14 protein-coding genes are annotated in these 15545 nt (G+C 60.4%); 10 read left to right on the top strand and 4 right to left on the bottom strand.

Annotated features, from left to right (window positions below; translation table 11 throughout):
- Nucleotides 1-73 precede the first annotated feature (73 nt).
- Both BZL43_RS18700 and BZL43_RS18695 read right to left on the bottom strand, forming a co-directional pair.
- A complete protein-coding gene (locus tag BZL43_RS18700) occupies nt 74-607 on the bottom strand; it encodes a transposase (protein WP_095633668.1) in 534 nt (177 codons plus the stop codon).
- 238 nt (nt 608-845) lie between these two features.
- Nucleotides 846-1886: a low specificity L-threonine aldolase gene (locus BZL43_RS18695; protein WP_095633667.1), complete on the bottom strand. Its 1041-nt coding sequence runs from the start codon at nt 1884-1886 to the stop codon at nt 846-848.
- A 122-nt stretch (nt 1887-2008) separates the two neighbouring features.
- Between BZL43_RS18695 and BZL43_RS18690 the strand changes: the two genes are divergently transcribed.
- The 9 genes from BZL43_RS18690 (at nt 2009) to BZL43_RS18650 (ending at nt 13034) form a co-directional block, all read left to right on the top strand.
- Nucleotides 2009-2725 carry a TraX family protein gene (locus BZL43_RS18690; protein WP_095633733.1) on the top strand — a complete coding sequence of 239 codons (717 nt, stop codon included), beginning with the start codon at nt 2009-2011 and terminating at the stop codon, nt 2723-2725.
- Nucleotides 2726-3036: 311 nt separating this feature from the next.
- Nucleotides 3037-4290, top strand: a complete 1254-nt coding sequence (gene glyA, locus BZL43_RS18685) for a serine hydroxymethyltransferase (protein WP_095633666.1) — start codon at nt 3037-3039, stop codon at nt 4288-4290.
- A 23-nt stretch (nt 4291-4313) separates the two neighbouring features.
- A complete protein-coding gene (locus tag BZL43_RS18680; protein ID WP_095633665.1) occupies nt 4314-5564 on the top strand; it encodes a sarcosine oxidase subunit beta in 1251 nt (416 codons plus the stop codon).
- Nucleotides 5565-5578: 14 nt separating this feature from the next.
- Complete coding sequence (locus BZL43_RS18675; RefSeq protein WP_008008142.1) at nt 5579-5908, top strand: sarcosine oxidase subunit delta; 330 nt, start codon at nt 5579-5581, stop codon at nt 5906-5908.
- Nucleotides 5905-8922, top strand: a complete 3018-nt coding sequence (locus tag BZL43_RS18670; RefSeq protein ID WP_095633664.1) for a sarcosine oxidase subunit alpha — start codon at nt 5905-5907, stop codon at nt 8920-8922. The genes BZL43_RS18675 and BZL43_RS18670 overlap by 4 nt, the downstream gene beginning before the upstream one ends.
- A 129-nt stretch (nt 8923-9051) precedes the next feature.
- Nucleotides 9052-9684, top strand: coding sequence for a sarcosine oxidase subunit gamma (locus tag BZL43_RS18665; protein ID WP_095633663.1), 633 nt, complete (start codon nt 9052-9054; stop codon nt 9682-9684).
- Between the two features lie 143 nt (nt 9685-9827).
- Entirely contained in the window at nt 9828-10685 is an 858-nt protein-coding gene (gene purU, locus BZL43_RS18660) for a formyltetrahydrofolate deformylase (RefSeq protein ID WP_095633662.1), read from the top strand.
- Nucleotides 10686-10886: 201 nt separating this feature from the next.
- Nucleotides 10887-12086 carry a formaldehyde dehydrogenase, glutathione-independent gene (fdhA, locus tag BZL43_RS18655; protein ID WP_095633661.1) on the top strand — a complete coding sequence of 400 codons (1200 nt, stop codon included), beginning with the start codon at nt 10887-10889 and terminating at the stop codon, nt 12084-12086.
- A 315-nt stretch (nt 12087-12401) separates the two neighbouring features.
- Nucleotides 12402-13034 (top strand): DUF2780 domain-containing protein, encoded by a 633-nt coding sequence (locus BZL43_RS18650; RefSeq protein WP_095633660.1) that lies wholly within the window; start codon nt 12402-12404, stop codon nt 13032-13034.
- Between the two features lies 1 nt (nt 13035).
- On the opposite strand, the gene BZL43_RS18645 is transcribed toward BZL43_RS18650, so the two are convergent.
- On the bottom strand, nt 13036-13920 hold the full coding sequence (locus BZL43_RS18645; protein ID WP_095633659.1) for an acyltransferase: 885 nt from the start codon (nt 13918-13920) through the stop codon (nt 13036-13038).
- A 295-nt stretch (nt 13921-14215) separates the two neighbouring features.
- On the opposite strand from BZL43_RS18645, the gene BZL43_RS18640 reads away from it, so the two are divergent.
- A complete protein-coding gene (locus tag BZL43_RS18640; RefSeq protein WP_095633658.1) occupies nt 14216-14722 on the top strand; it encodes an ATP-dependent zinc protease in 507 nt (168 codons plus the stop codon).
- Nucleotides 14723-14756: 34 nt separating this feature from the next.
- On the opposite strand, the gene BZL43_RS18635 is transcribed toward BZL43_RS18640, so the two are convergent.
- Nucleotides 14757-15386 (bottom strand): glutathione S-transferase, encoded by a 630-nt coding sequence (locus BZL43_RS18635; RefSeq protein ID WP_095633732.1) that lies wholly within the window; start codon nt 15384-15386, stop codon nt 14757-14759.
- Nucleotides 15387-15545: the final 159 nt, after the last annotated feature.

Genomic DNA, 15545 nt, shown 5'->3' with positions numbered 1-15545 from the left:
GACCAACCTTGCGGGATCATTGATCGTTCCCACGCTCCGCGTGGGAATGATCAGGTTTGGGGGGCTATGAGCCTCAATACCAACGCTGTATTTCGATCAGCCCCTCCATCCCTGCATGATTCCTCGCACTGGAATAGCGCCAATGCTCCGGCAGATCTACGTACCCACGCTTAACCGGGTTGTAGTGGATGTAATCCAGCTTTTGGCGCATCACCGTTTCGCTGTACACCATCTCTGCGTGTGAACCTTCCTGCCACAACTGATAAACCCGATCTTTCTTATGAGCGCGCTTGCTGAAACGCAGGCGCTGCAACGCGCGCTCTGCGCCTTTGTTTTGCAGATCGTCGATGATTTGGCGGGCGGTGAAGGATTTGAACTGGCGCAGGCATTTGCTCAGGTCTGGAGCTTCGGCAACGAAATGCAGATGGTTTTCCAGGGCGACGTAACCATACAGCTTTAGACCTTGGCAGGTTTGTTGATAGCGCCAGCAATTGAGCAGGTGATCGACAATGTAGGGGCGGATAAACAGTGGGAGCCATTCCATGATTGTGCAGGTCAGGAAATGGGGTTTGTCGGGTTCGGTGATGGTGTAGCGGCTTCGGCCCATGGATGCATTCCTTTGCGTGGGAATGACTACGGGGTTGCGTGAGGGGGCTAGAGGACAGCGCCGCGCAGTGAGTAAGAAATTGCGATGCGCCACCGTGATCGTTCCCACGCTCTGCGTGGGAATGCAGCCCGTGACGCTCTGCGTCACTGCGGTATTGGGCATTGCGTCGGCGTTGAGGCAGGAACGCGGAGCGTCCCAAGAGGCATTCCCACGCAGAGCGTGGGAATGATCAGTACAATCAGGTCGACATGACGTGCCGAATATCCGTCGCCAATTCCCGTACGCGTTCTTCTTCGGTGTCCCACGAGCACATGAACCGTGCGCCGCCGTTGCCGATGAAGGTGTAGAAGCGCCAGCCCTTGGCGGTCAGTGCGGCAATGGCCGGTTCCGACAGTTGCAGGAACACGCCGTTGGCCTGCACCGGAAACATGAGTTCCACGCCCGGAATGTCGCTCACCAGTTCGGCCAGCAGCTGTGCGCAGTGGTTGGCGTGGCGAGCATATTTGAGCCAGGCATCGTTTTCCAGAATCCCGACCCACGGTGCCGAAAGGAAGCGCATCTTCGACGCCAGTTGTCCGGCTTGCTTGCAGCGGTAATCGAAGTCTTCGGCCAGTTTGTGGTTGAAGAACAGAATCGCTTCGCCCACCGCCATGCCGTTTTTCGTGCCGCCGAAGCACAGCACGTCAACGCCGGCCTTCCAGGTCAGGTCGGCTGGCGAGCAGCCAAGAAACGCGCACGCATTGGAGAAGCGAGCGCCGTCCATGTGCAGGTTCAGGCCCAGTTCTTTGCACGTGACGCTGATGGCGCGGATTTCTTCCGGGGTATACACGCTGCCGACTTCGGTGGCCTGGGTCAGGGTCACGACACGGGGTTTGGGGTAGTGGATGTCCTGGCGCTTGAGGGCTATTTCGCGGATCGACTCCGGCGTCAGCTTGCCGTTTTCGGTGCGGGCAATGAGCAGCTTGGAACCGTTGGAGAAAAACTCCGGTGCACCGCATTCGTCGGTTTCGACGTGGGCGGTTTCCGAGCAGATCACGCTGTGGTAACTCTGACACAGTGAAGAGAGCGCCAATGAGTTGGCCGCGGTGCCGTTGAAGGCGAAGAACACTTCGCAATCGGTTTCGAACAGTTTGCGGAATTGATCGGCCGCGCGGGCGGTCCACTCGTCGTCGCCATAAGCGCGTTGGTGGCCGTGGTTGGCCTGTTCCATGGCAGCCCAGGCTTCAGGGCAGATACCGGAATAGTTGTCGCTGGCGAATTGTTGGCTCTTGTCGGTCATGGCCGGCTTCCGTGGTCGAGGCTCTTATGGTGAAGAGCATCGTGGTCAATGATGGTGCGCACTTTACCCAAGATCGTCAGGAGAGCACACGGGATGATGCTGTCAGAAAAATACGGGCAATTATGCACATGACGCAACGGGACGGGGCGCTGGATCTGCTCAAATGGCTGGCGCTGCTGAGCATGGTGCTCGATCACCTGCGATATGTCGGTTACTCCGTCGATCTGCTGTATGTGCCGGGCAGAATGGCGTTCCCCTGGTTCTGCCTGGCGATGGCGGCGAACCTGTCGCGGGCTCGCCCGGTAACCACTGACGGGCAGTGGCGCTACTTCGGTTGGTTGTTGCTGTTTAGCGCGGTCAGCGAAATCCCTTATCGGATGTACATTCCGGATCACAACACCTTAAACGTGTTGCCCACGCTGATTCTGGGGCTGTTGGTCGCCCTTGGCTGGCAGAACCGGATGCTTGCGTCGCGTCTGTTGGCGGCCGGTGCCTTGTTGTTGGCGGCACTGTTCCCGGAGCGACTGATGTTCGGTTTCTTTGGCGTGCTGTTGCCGCTGACGATGTTGTGGGTGATTAACCGCCCGTGGTATTTCAGCCTGCTGCCGGGGCTGGTCTGCCTGGCGGCGAATCAGTGGCAAGTGCTGTATTACGCTGCGCGACTTCACAGCAATCCAGCCATCCTCGGGATTGCCGCTTGTCTGATCGCGCCATTGCTGGGGCTGTTGCTATTGCGACACGCCCAAGACATTCGGCCGCCGCCGATGCGCCGTTGGGCGTATGGGCTCTATCCCGCACATTTCCTCGTGCTTCTGGCCTTGCGCCAGCTTATCGCCTGACCCTGGGCTTCTAAAGAGGGGCGCAAAACCCCGTGGGAGCGGGCTTGTCCGCGATGGCGGCATCCTATCCAGCATTGATGTCAGATGACCCACCGCTATCGCGGGCAAGCCCGCTCCCACAGGGATCCTTTCTGATTTGAAGGTTGTGTTCGGCATGCCATTTCTCGCCATGTCGTAAACGCACCTTTGCGTGGCGTCCATAGGCATTTGACCTGTCTGCGCCGGTCATACCATCGCTTCCAAAGGGCACTGCCGTAATGCCAGGGCCTTACCGAGACGAATGGCGCATAGATGCCGCTGGGAGAGACGCGATGTTCAGCAAGCAAGACCAGATCCAAGGTTACGACGATGCACTGCTGGCGGCGATGAATGCCGAGGAGCAACGCCAGGAAGATCACATCGAACTGATCGCGTCCGAGAACTACACCAGCAAGCGCGTGATGCAAGCGCAAGGCAGCGGCCTGACCAACAAATACGCCGAAGGCTATCCAGGCAAGCGCTACTACGGCGGCTGCGAGCACGTCGACAAGGTGGAAGCCCTGGCCATCGAACGCGCCAAGCAACTGTTCGGTGCCGACTACGCCAACGTCCAGCCACACTCCGGCTCTTCGGCCAACAGCGCCGTGTACCTGGCCCTGCTGCAAGCCGGCGACACCATTCTGGGCATGAGCCTGGCCCATGGCGGTCACCTGACCCACGGCGCCAAAGTGTCTTCCTCGGGCAAGCTGTACAACGCCGTGCAGTACGGCATCGACACCAATACCGGTCTGATCGACTACGACGAAGTCGAGCGCCTGGCCGTCGAGTGCAAGCCGAAGATGATCGTTGCCGGCTTCTCGGCCTATTCCAAGACCCTCGACTTCCCGCGCTTCCGCCAGATCGCCGACAAGGTCGGTGCACTGCTGTTCGTCGACATGGCGCACGTTGCCGGTCTGGTCGCTGCCGGCCTGTACCCTAATCCGCTGCCGTACGCCGACGTGGTCACCACCACCACCCACAAGACCCTGCGCGGTCCGCGTGGCGGTCTGATCCTGGCCAAGTCCAACGAAGAAATCGAGAAGAAGCTCAACGCTGCCGTGTTCCCTGGCGCTCAGGGCGGCCCGCTGATGCACGTTATCGCCGGTAAGGCGGTGTGCTTCAAGGAAGCGCTGGAGCCAGGCTTCAAGGCTTACCAGCAACAAGTGATCGATAACGCCCAGGCGATGGCCGGCGTATTTATCAAACGCGGCTACGATGTAGTGTCCGGCGGTACCGATAACCACCTGTTCCTGGTCAGCCTGATCCGTCAGGGCCTCACCGGTAAAGAGGCGGACGCAGCACTCGGTCGCGCCCACATTACCGTGAACAAGAACGCTGTCCCGAACGATCCACAGTCGCCGTTCGTGACCTCGGGCCTGCGCATTGGCACCCCGGCGGTGACCACTCGCGGCTTCAAAGTGGCCCAGTGCGTTGAGCTGGCCGGCTGGATCTGCGACATCCTCGACAACCTCGGCGACGCCGATGTCGAGGCCAATGTCGCGCAGCATGTGGCAGCCCTGTGCGCGGACTTCCCGGTTTATCGCTGAGCGCGGTTTTGGAGTAAATGACTATGCAACGCTATTCGGGCTTCGGCCTCTTCAAACACTCCCTCAGCCATCACGAAAACTGGCAGAAGATGTGGCGCACGCCGACCCCTAAAAAGGTCTATGACGTGGTCATCGTCGGCGGTGGCGGGCATGGTCTGGCGACCGCCTACTACCTGGCCAAGGAACACGGCATCACCAACGTGGCCGTGGTCGAGAAAGGCTGGCTGGGCGGCGGTAACACCGCGCGCAACACCACCATCGTTCGCTCCAACTACCTGTGGGACGAGTCGGCGCACCTGTACGAACACGCGATGAAATTGTGGGAAGGCCTGTCCCAGGACCTGAACTACAACGTGATGTTCTCCCAGCGCGGCGTTTACAACCTGTGCCACACGCTTCAAGACATTCGTGACTCCGAGCGTCGGGTCAGCGCCAACCGCCTCAACGGCGTGGACGGTGAACTGCTCGATGCCAAACAGGTGGCCGACGAGATTCCGTACCTCGACTGCTCCAGGAACACTCGCTACCCGGTGATGGGCGCAACCGTCCAGCGCCGCGGCGGCGTGGCCCGTCACGATGCTGTGGCCTGGGGCTTTGCCCGTGCCGCCGACGCACTTGGCGTGGACCTGATCCAGCAGACCGAAGTGATCGGTTTCCGCAAGGAAAACGGCGTGTGCATCGGTGTGGAAACCAACAAGGGCTTCATCGGCGCCAAGCGCGTCGGTGTGGTCACTGCCGGTAACTCCGGGCACATGGCCAAGCTCGCCGGTTTCCGTCTGCCGATCGAATCCCACCCGCTGCAAGCGCTGGTGTCGGAGCCGATCAAGCCGATTATCGACAGCGTGATCATGTCCAACGCCGTACACGGTTACATCAGCCAGTCCGACAAGGGCGACCTGGTGATCGGCGCCGGTATCGACGGCTACAACGGCTACGGCCAGCGTGGTTCGTACCCGGTGATCGAGCACACCATCCAGGCCATCGTCGAGATGTTCCCGGTGCTGTCGCGCGTACGCATGAACCGTCAGTGGGGCGGCATCGTCGACACCACGCCGGATGCGTGCCCGATCATCTCGAAAACCCCGGTCCCGAACATGTTCTTCAACTGCGGTTGGGGCACCGGTGGCTTCAAGGCAACACCTGGCTCGGGCAACGTGTTTGCCGCAAGCCTGGCCAAGGGTGAAATGCACCCATTGGCTGCACCTTTCTCCATCGACCGTTTCCATAGCGGTGCGTTGATCGACGAACACGGCGCTGCAGCAGTCGCCCACTAACAGGAGAAATCCCTATGTTGCATATCTTCTGTCCTCACTGTGGCGAACTGCGCTCCGAAGAGGAATTCCATGCATCCGGCCAGGCGCACATCCCGCGCCCACTGGATCCGAACAGCTGCACCGACGAGGAGTGGGGCGACTACATGTTCTTCCGCGATAACCCTCGCGGTTTGCACCACGAACTGTGGGACCACGTCGCCGGTTGCCGTCAGTACTTCAACGTGACCCGTGACACCGTGACCTACGAGATTCTCGAAACCTACAAGATCGGCGCCAAGCCGCAGTTCACCGACAAGACCGACAGCCCGAAAGCGGCCGCCACGGCTCTGGGAGAGAAGGTATGAGCCAGATCAATCGCCTGTCCAGCGGCGGACGCATCGACCGCAACAAAGTGCTGAGCTTCACCTTCAACGGCCAGATCTACAAAGGCTTTGAAGGCGACTCCCTGGCCGCAGCCTTGCTGGCCAACGGTGTCGACATCATCGGCCGCAGCTTCAAGTATTCGCGCCCTCGCGGCATCTTCGCCGCCGGTGCCGAAGAACCGAACGCCGTGCTGCAGATCGGTGCGACCGAAGCCACGCAAATCCCTAACGTACGCGCCACGCAACAAGCGCTGTATCAAGGCCTGGTCGCCACCAGCACCAACGGCTGGCCGAGCGTGAACAACGACATGATGGGGATTCTCGGCAAGGTCGGCGGCAAGCTGATGCCGCCGGGCTTCTACTACAAGACCTTCATGTATCCGCAGTCGTTCTGGATGACCTACGAGAAGTACATTCGTAAGGCTGCCGGCCTTGGCCGCTCGCCGACCGAGAACGACCCGGACACCTACGACTACATGAACCAGCACTGTGACGTGCTGATCGTCGGCGCGGGCCCAGCGGGTCTGGCGGCTGCACTGGCGGCTGCCCGTAGCGGTGCGCGTGTGATCCTGGCCGATGAGCAGGAAGAGTTCGGCGGCAGCCTGCTCGATTCCCGCGAAAGCCTCGACGGCAAGCCTGCCACCGAATGGGTCGCCAGCGTCATCGCCGAGCTGAAAAACACCCCGGACGTGCTGCTGTTGCCCCGCGCCACGGTCAACGGTTACCACGACCATAACTTCCTGACCATTCACGAGCGCCTCACCGATCACCTCGGTGACCGTGCCCCGATCGGCCAGGTGCGTCAGCGCGTCCACCGGGTTCGCGCCAAGCGTGTAGTGCTGGCGACCGGTACTCACGAGCGTCCACTGGTTTACGGCAACAACGACGTGCCGGGCAACATGCTCGCCGGTGCTGTGTCGACTTATGTTCGTCGTTACGGCGTGGCTCCGGGCAAGAAACTGGTGCTGTCGACCAACAACGATCACGCCTACCGCGTGGCACTGGATTGGCTCGACGCCAGCCTGCAAGTGGTTGCGATTGCCGACGCCCGCAGCAACCCACGTGGTGCGCTGGTGGAAGAGGCTCGCGCCAAAGGCATCCGCATCCTGACCGGCAGCGCCGTGATCGAAGCCCGTGGCAGCAAGCACGTCACCGCCGCTCGCGTTGCCGCGATCGATGTAAAAGCACACACCGTGACCAGCCCGGGCGAATGGCTCGATTGCGACCTGGTCGCCAGTTCCGGCGGTTACAGCCCGGTGGTTCACCTGGCCTCGCACTTGGGCGGCAAGCCGATCTGGCGTGAAGACATCCTCGGTTTCGTACCGGGCGAAGCACCGCAGAAACGCGTATGCGTGGGTGGCATCAACGGCGTCTACGGCCTCGGCGATTCGCTGGCCGATGGTTTTGCAGGCGGTGCTCGCGCTGCCAGCGAAGCCGGTTTCAGTGTGGTCGAAGGCACCTTGCCGAAAGCCCTGAGCCGTCTGGAAGAACCGACGCTGGCGCTGTTCCAGGTGCCTCACGAAAAAGCCACTGCACGGGCGCCGAAGCAATTCGTCGACCTGCAGAACGACGTCACCGCTGCCGCCATCGAACTGGCGACCCGCGAAGGCTTCGAATCGGTCGAGCACGTCAAACGCTACACCGCACTGGGCTTCGGCACCGATCAAGGCAAGCTCGGCAACGTCAACGGTCTGGCTATCGCCGCCCGTTCGCTGAACGTGACCATCCCGCAGATGGGCACCACCATGTTCCGTCCGAACTACACGCCGGTGACTTTCGGCGCCGTGGCCGGTCGTCACTGTGGGCACATCTTCGAGCCGGTTCGCTTCACCGCGCTGCATCACTGGCATGTGAAGAACGGCGCCGAATTCGAAGACGTCGGTCAATGGAAACGTCCTTGGTACTTCCCGAAAAACGGTGAAGACCTGCACGCCGCGGTAAAACGCGAATGTAAAGCCGTGCGCGACAGCGTCGGCCTGCTGGACGCTTCGACCCTGGGCAAGATCGACATTCAGGGCCCGGATTCCCGTGAGTTCCTCAACCGCATCTACACCAACGCCTGGACCAAGCTCGACGTGGGCAAGGCGCGTTATGGCCTGATGTGTAAAGAAGACGGCATGGTGTTCGACGACGGCGTGACTGCATGCCTGGCCGACAACCATTTCGTGATGACCACCACCACCGGCGGCGCTGCACGCGTGCTGCAATGGCTGGAAATCTACCATCAGACTGAATGGCCAGAGCTGAAGGTGTACTTCACTTCCGTGACGGATCACTGGGCAACCATGACCCTGTCGGGGCCGAACAGCCGCAAGCTGCTCAGCGAAGTTACTGACATCGACTTGAGCAACGAAGCCTTCCCGTTCATGACCTGGAAAGAAGGTCTGGTCGGTGGTGTGCCGGCGCGGGTATTCCGGATTTCGTTTACCGGTGAGCTGTCGTACGAAGTCAACGTGCAGGCCGACTACGCCATGGGCGTACTCGAGAAAATCGTCGAGGCCGGCAAGCAGTACAACCTGACTCCGTACGGCACCGAAACCATGCACGTGCTGCGGGCAGAGAAGGGTTTCATCATCGTCGGTCAGGACACTGACAGCTCGATGACCCCGGACGACCTGAACATGGGCTGGTGTGTCGGTCGCACCAAACCGTTCTCGTGGATCGGCTGGCGTGGCATGAACCGCGAAGACTGCGTGCGTGATCAGCGCAAACAGTTGGTTGGCCTGAAGCCGATCGATCCGACCAAATGGCTGCCGGAAGGGGCGCAACTGGTGTTCAACACCAAGCAAACCATCCCGATGACCATGGTCGGTCACGTGACTTCCAGTTACCTGCACAACTCCCTGGGCTATTCGTTTGCCATGGGTGTGGTCAAGGGCGGCTTGAAGCGCATGGGTGAGCGGGTGTTTGCGCCGCTGGCCGACGGCAGCGTGATCGAGGCGGAAATCGTTTCTTCGGTGTTCTTCGATCCGAAGGGCGATCGCCAGAACGTGTAAGTCGATCGTTCCCACGCTCTGCGTGGGAATGCATCCCGGGACGCTCCGCGTCCCAAGAGCGGACGCAGAGCGTCCATGGCGGCATTCCCACGCAGAGCGTGGGAACGATCAACAAAAGAAAGGTGCTTTATGACCGCAGCCAATGTTTACCAACAACGCCCAACCACCGGGGCCAAGGCCGAGTCGTCGCTGCATCATGCAGACCTCGCCAGCCTGGTGGGCAAGGGCCGCAAGAACGCCGGCGTGATCGTGCGTGAGAAAAAACTCCTCGGCCACTTGACCATCCGTGGCGATGCCCATGACCCAGCGTTCGCTGCTGGCGTGCACAAGGCCCTGGGCCTGGAACTGCCCGCCGCGCTGACCGTGGTGATCAAAGGCGAAACCAGCCTGCAATGGATGGGGCCGGATGAATGGCTGCTGATCGTGCCGACCGGCGAAGAATTTGCTGCCGAGCAAAAGCTGCGCAAGGCACTGGGCGACTTGCACATCCAGATCGTCAACGTCAGCGGTGGCCAGCAGATCCTCGAACTCAGCGGCCCGAACGTGCGTCAAGTGCTGATGAAATCCACCAGCTACGACGTGCACCCCAACAACTTCCCGGTGGGCAAGGCTGTGGGCACCGTGTTTGCCAAGTCGCAACTGGTTATTCGCCACACCGCCGAAGACACCTGGGAACTGCTGATCCGCCGCAGCTTCTCGGATTACTGGTGGTTGTGGTTGCAGGATGCGTCCGCTGAATACGGGCTTAGCGTCCAGGCGTAACACAGGGTAAAGATCGTTCCCACGCTCTGCGTGGGAATGCATCCCGGGACGCTCCGCGTCCCAAAGCGGACGCAGAGCGTCCATGGCGGCGTTCCCACGCAGAGCGTGGGAACGATCAGTTTCGCTACAGGAGTCACCGCATTATGAGCCGCGCCCCAGACACATGGATTCTGACCGCCGATTGCCCCAGCGTCCTCGGCACCGTGGATGCGGTGACCCGCTTTCTGTTCGAGCAGGGCTGCTACGTCACCGAGCACCATTCCTTTGATGACCGGCTTTCGGGTCGTTTTTTCATTCGGGTGGAATTCCGTCAGCCCGACGGCTTTGACGAACAAGCCTTTCGCGCGGGTCTGGCGGAACGCGGTGACGCCTTCGGGATGGTCTTTGAACTGACCCCGCCGCATCACCGGCCCAAAGTGGTGATCATGGTCTCCAAGGCCGATCACTGCCTCAACGACTTGCTCTACCGCCAGCGCATCGGCCAGTTGTCGATGGACGTGGTCGCCGTGGTTTCCAACCATCCGGACCTCAAGCCGTTGGCTGACTGGCATCAGATTCCGTATTACCACTTTCCCCTGGACCCGAACGACAAGCCGTCCCAGGAGCGTCAGGTCTGGCAGGTGATCGAGGAGGCCGGTGCCGAACTGGTGATCCTTGCCCGTTACATGCAGGTTCTGTCGCCGGAGCTGTGCCGCAAACTCGACGGCAAGGCAATCAACATTCATCACTCCCTGCTGCCGGGTTTCAAGGGTGCCAAGCCCTATCACCAGGCTTACAACAAGGGCGTGAAACTGGTCGGCGCCACGGCGCATTACATCAACAACGACCTGGACGAAGGCCCGATCATCGCCCAGGGCGTGGAGGCTGTGGATCACAGTCATTACCCCGAAGATCTGATCGCCAAAGGGCGGGATATCGAAGGGCTGACCCTGGCGCGGGCCGTTGGTTATCACATTGAACGACGGGTGTTTTTGAACGCCAATCGCACCGTCGTTCTGTAGATCGCCATCGCGGGCAAGCCCGCTCCCACAAGGTTTTGTGTTGTTCACAGACCTTGCGTACCCCCCGATCCACTGTGGGAGCGGGCTTGCCCGCGATGGCGGCATAACAGACAACACAAGATAGCAACAACCCGAGCAATCAACGTGCCGCCCCTTCCTGGCGACGCGACCGCTACATAAAAACAACAGCGAGGTGAAAGCATGTCTGGCAATCGTGGTGTGGTGTATCTCGGCGCTGGCAAGGTCGAAGTACAGAAAATCGACTATCCGAAAATGCAGGACCCGCGCGGCAGGAAGATCGAGCACGGTGTCATCCTGCGCGTAGTTTCCACCAACATCTGTGGTTCCGATCAGCACATGGTGCGCGGGCGTACCACGGCTCAGACCGGTCTGGTGCTGGGCCACGAGATCACAGGTGAAGTGATCGAGAAGGGCAGCGGTGTCGAGAACCTGCAGATCGGTGACTTGGTGTCGGTACCTTTCAACGTAGCCTGTGGCCGTTGCCGTTCGTGCAAAGAGCAACATACTGGCGTCTGCCTGAGCGTTAACCCGGCGCGTCCGGGCGGTGCCTATGGTTATGTCGACATGGGTGACTGGACCGGTGGCCAAGCCGAATACGCGTTTGTGCCGTATGCCGACTTCAACCTGCTGAAACTTCCAGATCGCGACCGGGCCATGGAAAAAATCCGTGACCTGACCTGCCTCTCCGACATCCTGCCCACCGGTTACCACGGCGCAGTGACTGCCGGCGTTGGCCCAGGCAGCACCGTGTACATCGCCGGCGCCGGCCCGGTTGGCCTGGCAGCTGCCGCTTCCGCTCGTCTGCTGGGTGCTGCGGTGGTGATCGTCGGTGACGTCAACCCGATCCGCCTGGCCCATGCCAAGGCTCAGGGTTTCGAAATCGCCGACCTGTCGACAGACACCCCACTGCACGAACAAATCGCTGCACTGTTGGGCGAACCGGAAGTGGACTGCGCCGTCGATGCCGTAGGCTTCGAAGCTCGCGGTCACGGCCATGCCGGCGTGAAGCACGAGGCTCCGGCCACCGTGCTCAACTCGCTGATGGGCGTGGTTCGCGTGGCCGGCAAAATCGGTATCCCTGGCCTGTACGTGACTGAAGATCCGGGTGCTGTGGATGCAGCCGCGAAAATGGGCAGCCTGAGCATCCGCTTCGGCCTGGGCTGGGCCAAATCCCACAGCTTCCACACCGGCCAGACGCCAGTGATGAAGTACAACCGCCAACTGATGCAGGCGATCATGTGGGACCGCATCAAGATTGCTGACATCGTGGGTGTTGAAGTCATCAGCCTGGATGACGCGCCACGTGGTTATGGCGAGTTCGATGCGGGCGTGCCGAAGAAGTTTGTGATCGATCCGCACAAGATGTTCAGCGCGGCGTAAGGCTTCACGCAAAACAAAACGGCGACCTTCGGGTCGCCGTTTTTGTTTTGCGTCACACTGACCCTGTGGCGAGGGGGCTTGCCCCCGTTGGGCTGCGAAGCAATCCCAAACCATTCCCCACGGTGTGTCAGACAACATGCAATGCCTGTGTTTACGACGGCTGCGCCGCCGAACGGGGGCAAACCCCTTCGCCACAAAAGTCGTCATCTCAGGAAAAATGCCTGCGCACACGAGGAACATGCCACTCGATACCCGGTCAAATCGGCAGTTTTGCTGCCCTCCCGGGTGGTTCTCATGGCACAAGAGGATGTCTGGATGAATGTTTCACGCGGTTTTGTGCTGGCATCGCTCCTGGCTGTCGTTTCGTTGACAACGCTGGCCGCCAATCCGGCCTTTGCACAGTTCAGCCTCAGCGATGCAGCCAGTGTGATTTCGGCGATGCAGGGCGACCCAACCAATGAGGGCGAAGGCGCTGTGGCGGCGGCGCCCAAGGCGGCCGGTTTGCTCAATACCCTGGGCTCGCAGCTCGATATCACGCCGGAGCAGGCCGTGGGCGGTGCCGGTGCGATGTTGGGCCTGGCCAGGAATCAACTCAGCGGCGAAGACTTCTCCGAGCTGAGTAAAAACGTGCCGGGCCTCAGTCAGATCGCTGGCAACAGTGCCATCGGTGGCCTGAACGGGCTGGGTGGGCTGCTCGGCGCGGGTTCGGACAAGAATGCGTTGCTTGATGGCTTGCTGGGTAACGTCAAGGACACCAATGACCTGAACAATGCCTTCAGCGCGTTGGGCATGGACACCGGCATGATCGGCGTGTTTGCCCCGGTGATTCTGCAATACCTGGGTCAGCAAGGCGTCGCCGGTTCGCTGCTGCAAAATCTTGGCGGGATCTGGGGTACTGGCACCGGCACCGGCATAGGTACTGACACCGGCACCGGTATAGGCAGCTGAATCAGCCCTCGGCGCGTAGCGCCTTGATGCGCCGGTCCTTCTCGATCCAGAGCTGGTTGACCCAGTTCTGGACCTTCTCGCGAAATACCGGGTCGTTTTCGTAATCGCCTTGCCACAGCGCCGGGTCCAGTTCGCGGGTCTGGATGTCGATGATCACCTTGGGCACGTTGCCGCTGATCAGATCCCAGAACCCCGGAATCTGCTGCTGTGGATACACCACTGTCACATCGAGAACGGCATCCAGCTGTTCACCCATTGCCGCCAGCACAAAAGCCACGCCGCCAGCCTTGGGCTTGAGCAGGTGGGTGAAGGGTGACTGCTGTTGGGCGCTTTTCGCCGAGGTGTAGCGGGTGCCTTCCAGATAATTGACCACCGTCACTGGCTGACGCTTGTACAGCTCGCAGGCCTTTTTGGTGATTTCCAGGTCCTTGCCGGCCAGCTCCGGGTTCTTTGCCAGAAACGCTTTGGTGTAGCGCTTCATGAACGGATAGTCCAACGCCCACCAGGCCAGGCCCAGGAACGGCACCCAGATCAGTTCTTTCTTGAGGAAGAATTTGAAGAACGGTGTACGCCGGTTAAGCGCCTGGATCAGCGCCGGAATATCGACCCAGGACTGATGGTTGCCGATTACCAGATACGAGGTGTCGCGGCGCAGATCATCGCCGCCGCGAATGTCCCATTGGGTGGGAATGCACAGACGGAAGATCAACTTGTCGATTTCGGCCCAGGTTTCGGCAATCCACATCACCGCCGCCGAAGCGTGATCGCGAAAGCGCCCGGGCAGGATCAGTTTGAGCACGGCGAACACCATCAAAGGCCCGAACAGCACCAGGGTGTTGAGCAATAGCAGCAGGGTAACGAAACAGCCGGTGAGCAGGCGGCGCATAAGTCACTCTTGAAAACGTATGGGCGCGCCATGATAAGCAGCTTCAGGCGGCAGGCCAAATCGGTGGTGACGAATGTTTCACGTTTGCGGCGGTATGCTTGAGCGAATTTGAATAGCGATCGTTCCCACGCTCTGCGTGGGAATGCAGCCCGGGACGCTCCGCGTCCCCAAAGCGTGACGCAGAGCGTCACCATGAGGCATTCCCACGCAGAGCATGGGAACGATCATCCAACGAACGAATTCAAAGGCCGGGGTTCTAAAATCCCGTTGCCCACTCTTCAAGGAAGCCCGTTACGTGAAATCTCTCCTTGCACTGCTTTCCCTCGTGGCCCTGCCGGTCCTGGCCGCTGAACCGACCCTCTACGGGCGTTACGAATACATCGCGCTGCCGGAAATCGGCGGCGAAGTCCTCAAGGCCAAAATGGACACCGGCGCCCTGACCGCATCCCTGTCGGCCAAGGACATCGAAACCTTCACCCGCGACGGCGACGAATGGGTGCGTTTCCGCCTCGCCACCAAAGGCGCGAGCAACAAGGTCTACGAACACAAGGTCGCGCGGATCAGCAAGATCAAGACCCGCGCCGAAGAAGACGACGATGACAAGGAAGCGATCGAACCCACCAAGCGCCCGGTGGTCGATCTGGAGCTGTGCCTGGGCAACGTCAAGCGCACCGTCGAAGTCAATCTCACCGACCGCAGCAGCTTCAATTACCCACTGTTGATCGGCGCCAAAGCACTGCGTGAATTCGGTGCGGCGGTGAATCCGGCACGGCGTTTCACGGCAGACAAACCCGACTGCTGATACTCGCGATGAGGCTGCTGGGGTCAGTAAAGACCTAGGCCTTGGGCATCGTCGCAATCATCGATGGCCGCTGACTCACCTCAAAATACCAGTCCGCCAGTTTCGGATTGTCTTTGCGCCATTGCAGATCCGGATGGCGCAGATCCAGGTAACCCAAGGCACAGGCCACACTGATCGCCGCCACATCGAAATGGCTGGTCAGCTCGGCAATCGCGTCGGCTTCCAGTGATGCCAGCGCGCGACGAATCTTGTCGCGCTGATTGTCGAGCCATTCGTCCCAGTGCTTTTCCGGGGTGCGCAGGGCCACTTCGTAGCGAACCATCACCGCGGCATCCATGATCCCGTCGGCCAGCGAGGCCAGGGTCAGACGCCGCCAGCGCGCCGAGCCCTCACGAGGAATCAGCGGGTTGCCGACGTGCTGGTAATCGAGATAGTCGAGAATCACCCGACTGTCATACAACACGTTGCCGTCGGCCAGGCGCAGGGCTGGAATCTTGCCTAGCGGGTTGTCTTTGTTGAGGGCCTGATCCGGGCTGACCGGCGTGAGCTGGCTGGCTTGCAGCGCCACTCGGTTCATTTGACCGGTTTCGTGCAGCAGCACCATGACTTTGCGAACGAAGGGCGACGCGGGGTTGTGGAATAAGGTCATGCTGGGAGCGGACATGGCAATGATCTCGATCATGGGCAATGTCGGCAGCATAGCGCGTTGACCCGATAGCTCAAGATGGCTTTAACCTTTGCAGGAGCGAGGCTTGCCCGCGAAAGCGGAGTGCCAGTCGGCATCAGCGTTGAATGACACTCCGCTTTCGCGGGCAAGCCTCGC

The sequence above is a fragment of the Pseudomonas sp. PICF141 genome, from assembly GCF_002286815.1.
In the GTDB taxonomy this organism is placed as follows: Bacteria; Pseudomonadota; Gammaproteobacteria; order Pseudomonadales; family Pseudomonadaceae; genus Aquipseudomonas.
This window is presented reverse-complemented; position numbering and strand designations above follow the sequence as displayed.

What these genes read in the sequence shown, in the direction of transcription:
- BZL43_RS18680 (WP_095633665.1), top strand. Translation starts at nt 4,314, where the DNA reads ATGCAACGCTATTCGGGCTTCGGCCTCTTCAAACACTCCCTCAGCCAT.
- BZL43_RS18700 (WP_095633668.1), bottom strand. Translation starts at nt 607, where the DNA reads ATGGGCCGAAGCCGCTACACCATCACCGAACCCGACAAACCCCATTTC.
- BZL43_RS18695 (WP_095633667.1), bottom strand. Translation starts at nt 1,886, where the DNA reads ATGACCGACAAGAGCCAACAATTCGCCAGCGACAACTATTCCGGTATC.
- purU (WP_095633662.1), top strand. Translation starts at nt 9,828, where the DNA reads ATGAGCCGCGCCCCAGACACATGGATTCTGACCGCCGATTGCCCCAGC.
- BZL43_RS18675 (WP_008008142.1), top strand. Translation starts at nt 5,579, where the DNA reads ATGTTGCATATCTTCTGTCCTCACTGTGGCGAACTGCGCTCCGAAGAG.
- BZL43_RS18635 (WP_095633732.1), bottom strand. Translation starts at nt 15,386, where the DNA reads ATGTCCGCTCCCAGCATGACCTTATTCCACAACCCCGCGTCGCCCTTC.
- fdhA (WP_095633661.1), top strand. Translation starts at nt 10,887, where the DNA reads ATGTCTGGCAATCGTGGTGTGGTGTATCTCGGCGCTGGCAAGGTCGAA.
- BZL43_RS18665 (WP_095633663.1), top strand. Translation starts at nt 9,052, where the DNA reads ATGACCGCAGCCAATGTTTACCAACAACGCCCAACCACCGGGGCCAAG.
- BZL43_RS18670 (WP_095633664.1), top strand. Translation starts at nt 5,905, where the DNA reads ATGAGCCAGATCAATCGCCTGTCCAGCGGCGGACGCATCGACCGCAAC.
- BZL43_RS18645 (WP_095633659.1), bottom strand. Translation starts at nt 13,920, where the DNA reads ATGCGCCGCCTGCTCACCGGCTGTTTCGTTACCCTGCTGCTATTGCTC.
- BZL43_RS18690 (WP_095633733.1), top strand. Translation starts at nt 2,009, where the DNA reads ATGCACATGACGCAACGGGACGGGGCGCTGGATCTGCTCAAATGGCTG.
- BZL43_RS18650 (WP_095633660.1), top strand. Translation starts at nt 12,402, where the DNA reads ATGAATGTTTCACGCGGTTTTGTGCTGGCATCGCTCCTGGCTGTCGTT.
- glyA (WP_095633666.1), top strand. Translation starts at nt 3,037, where the DNA reads ATGTTCAGCAAGCAAGACCAGATCCAAGGTTACGACGATGCACTGCTG.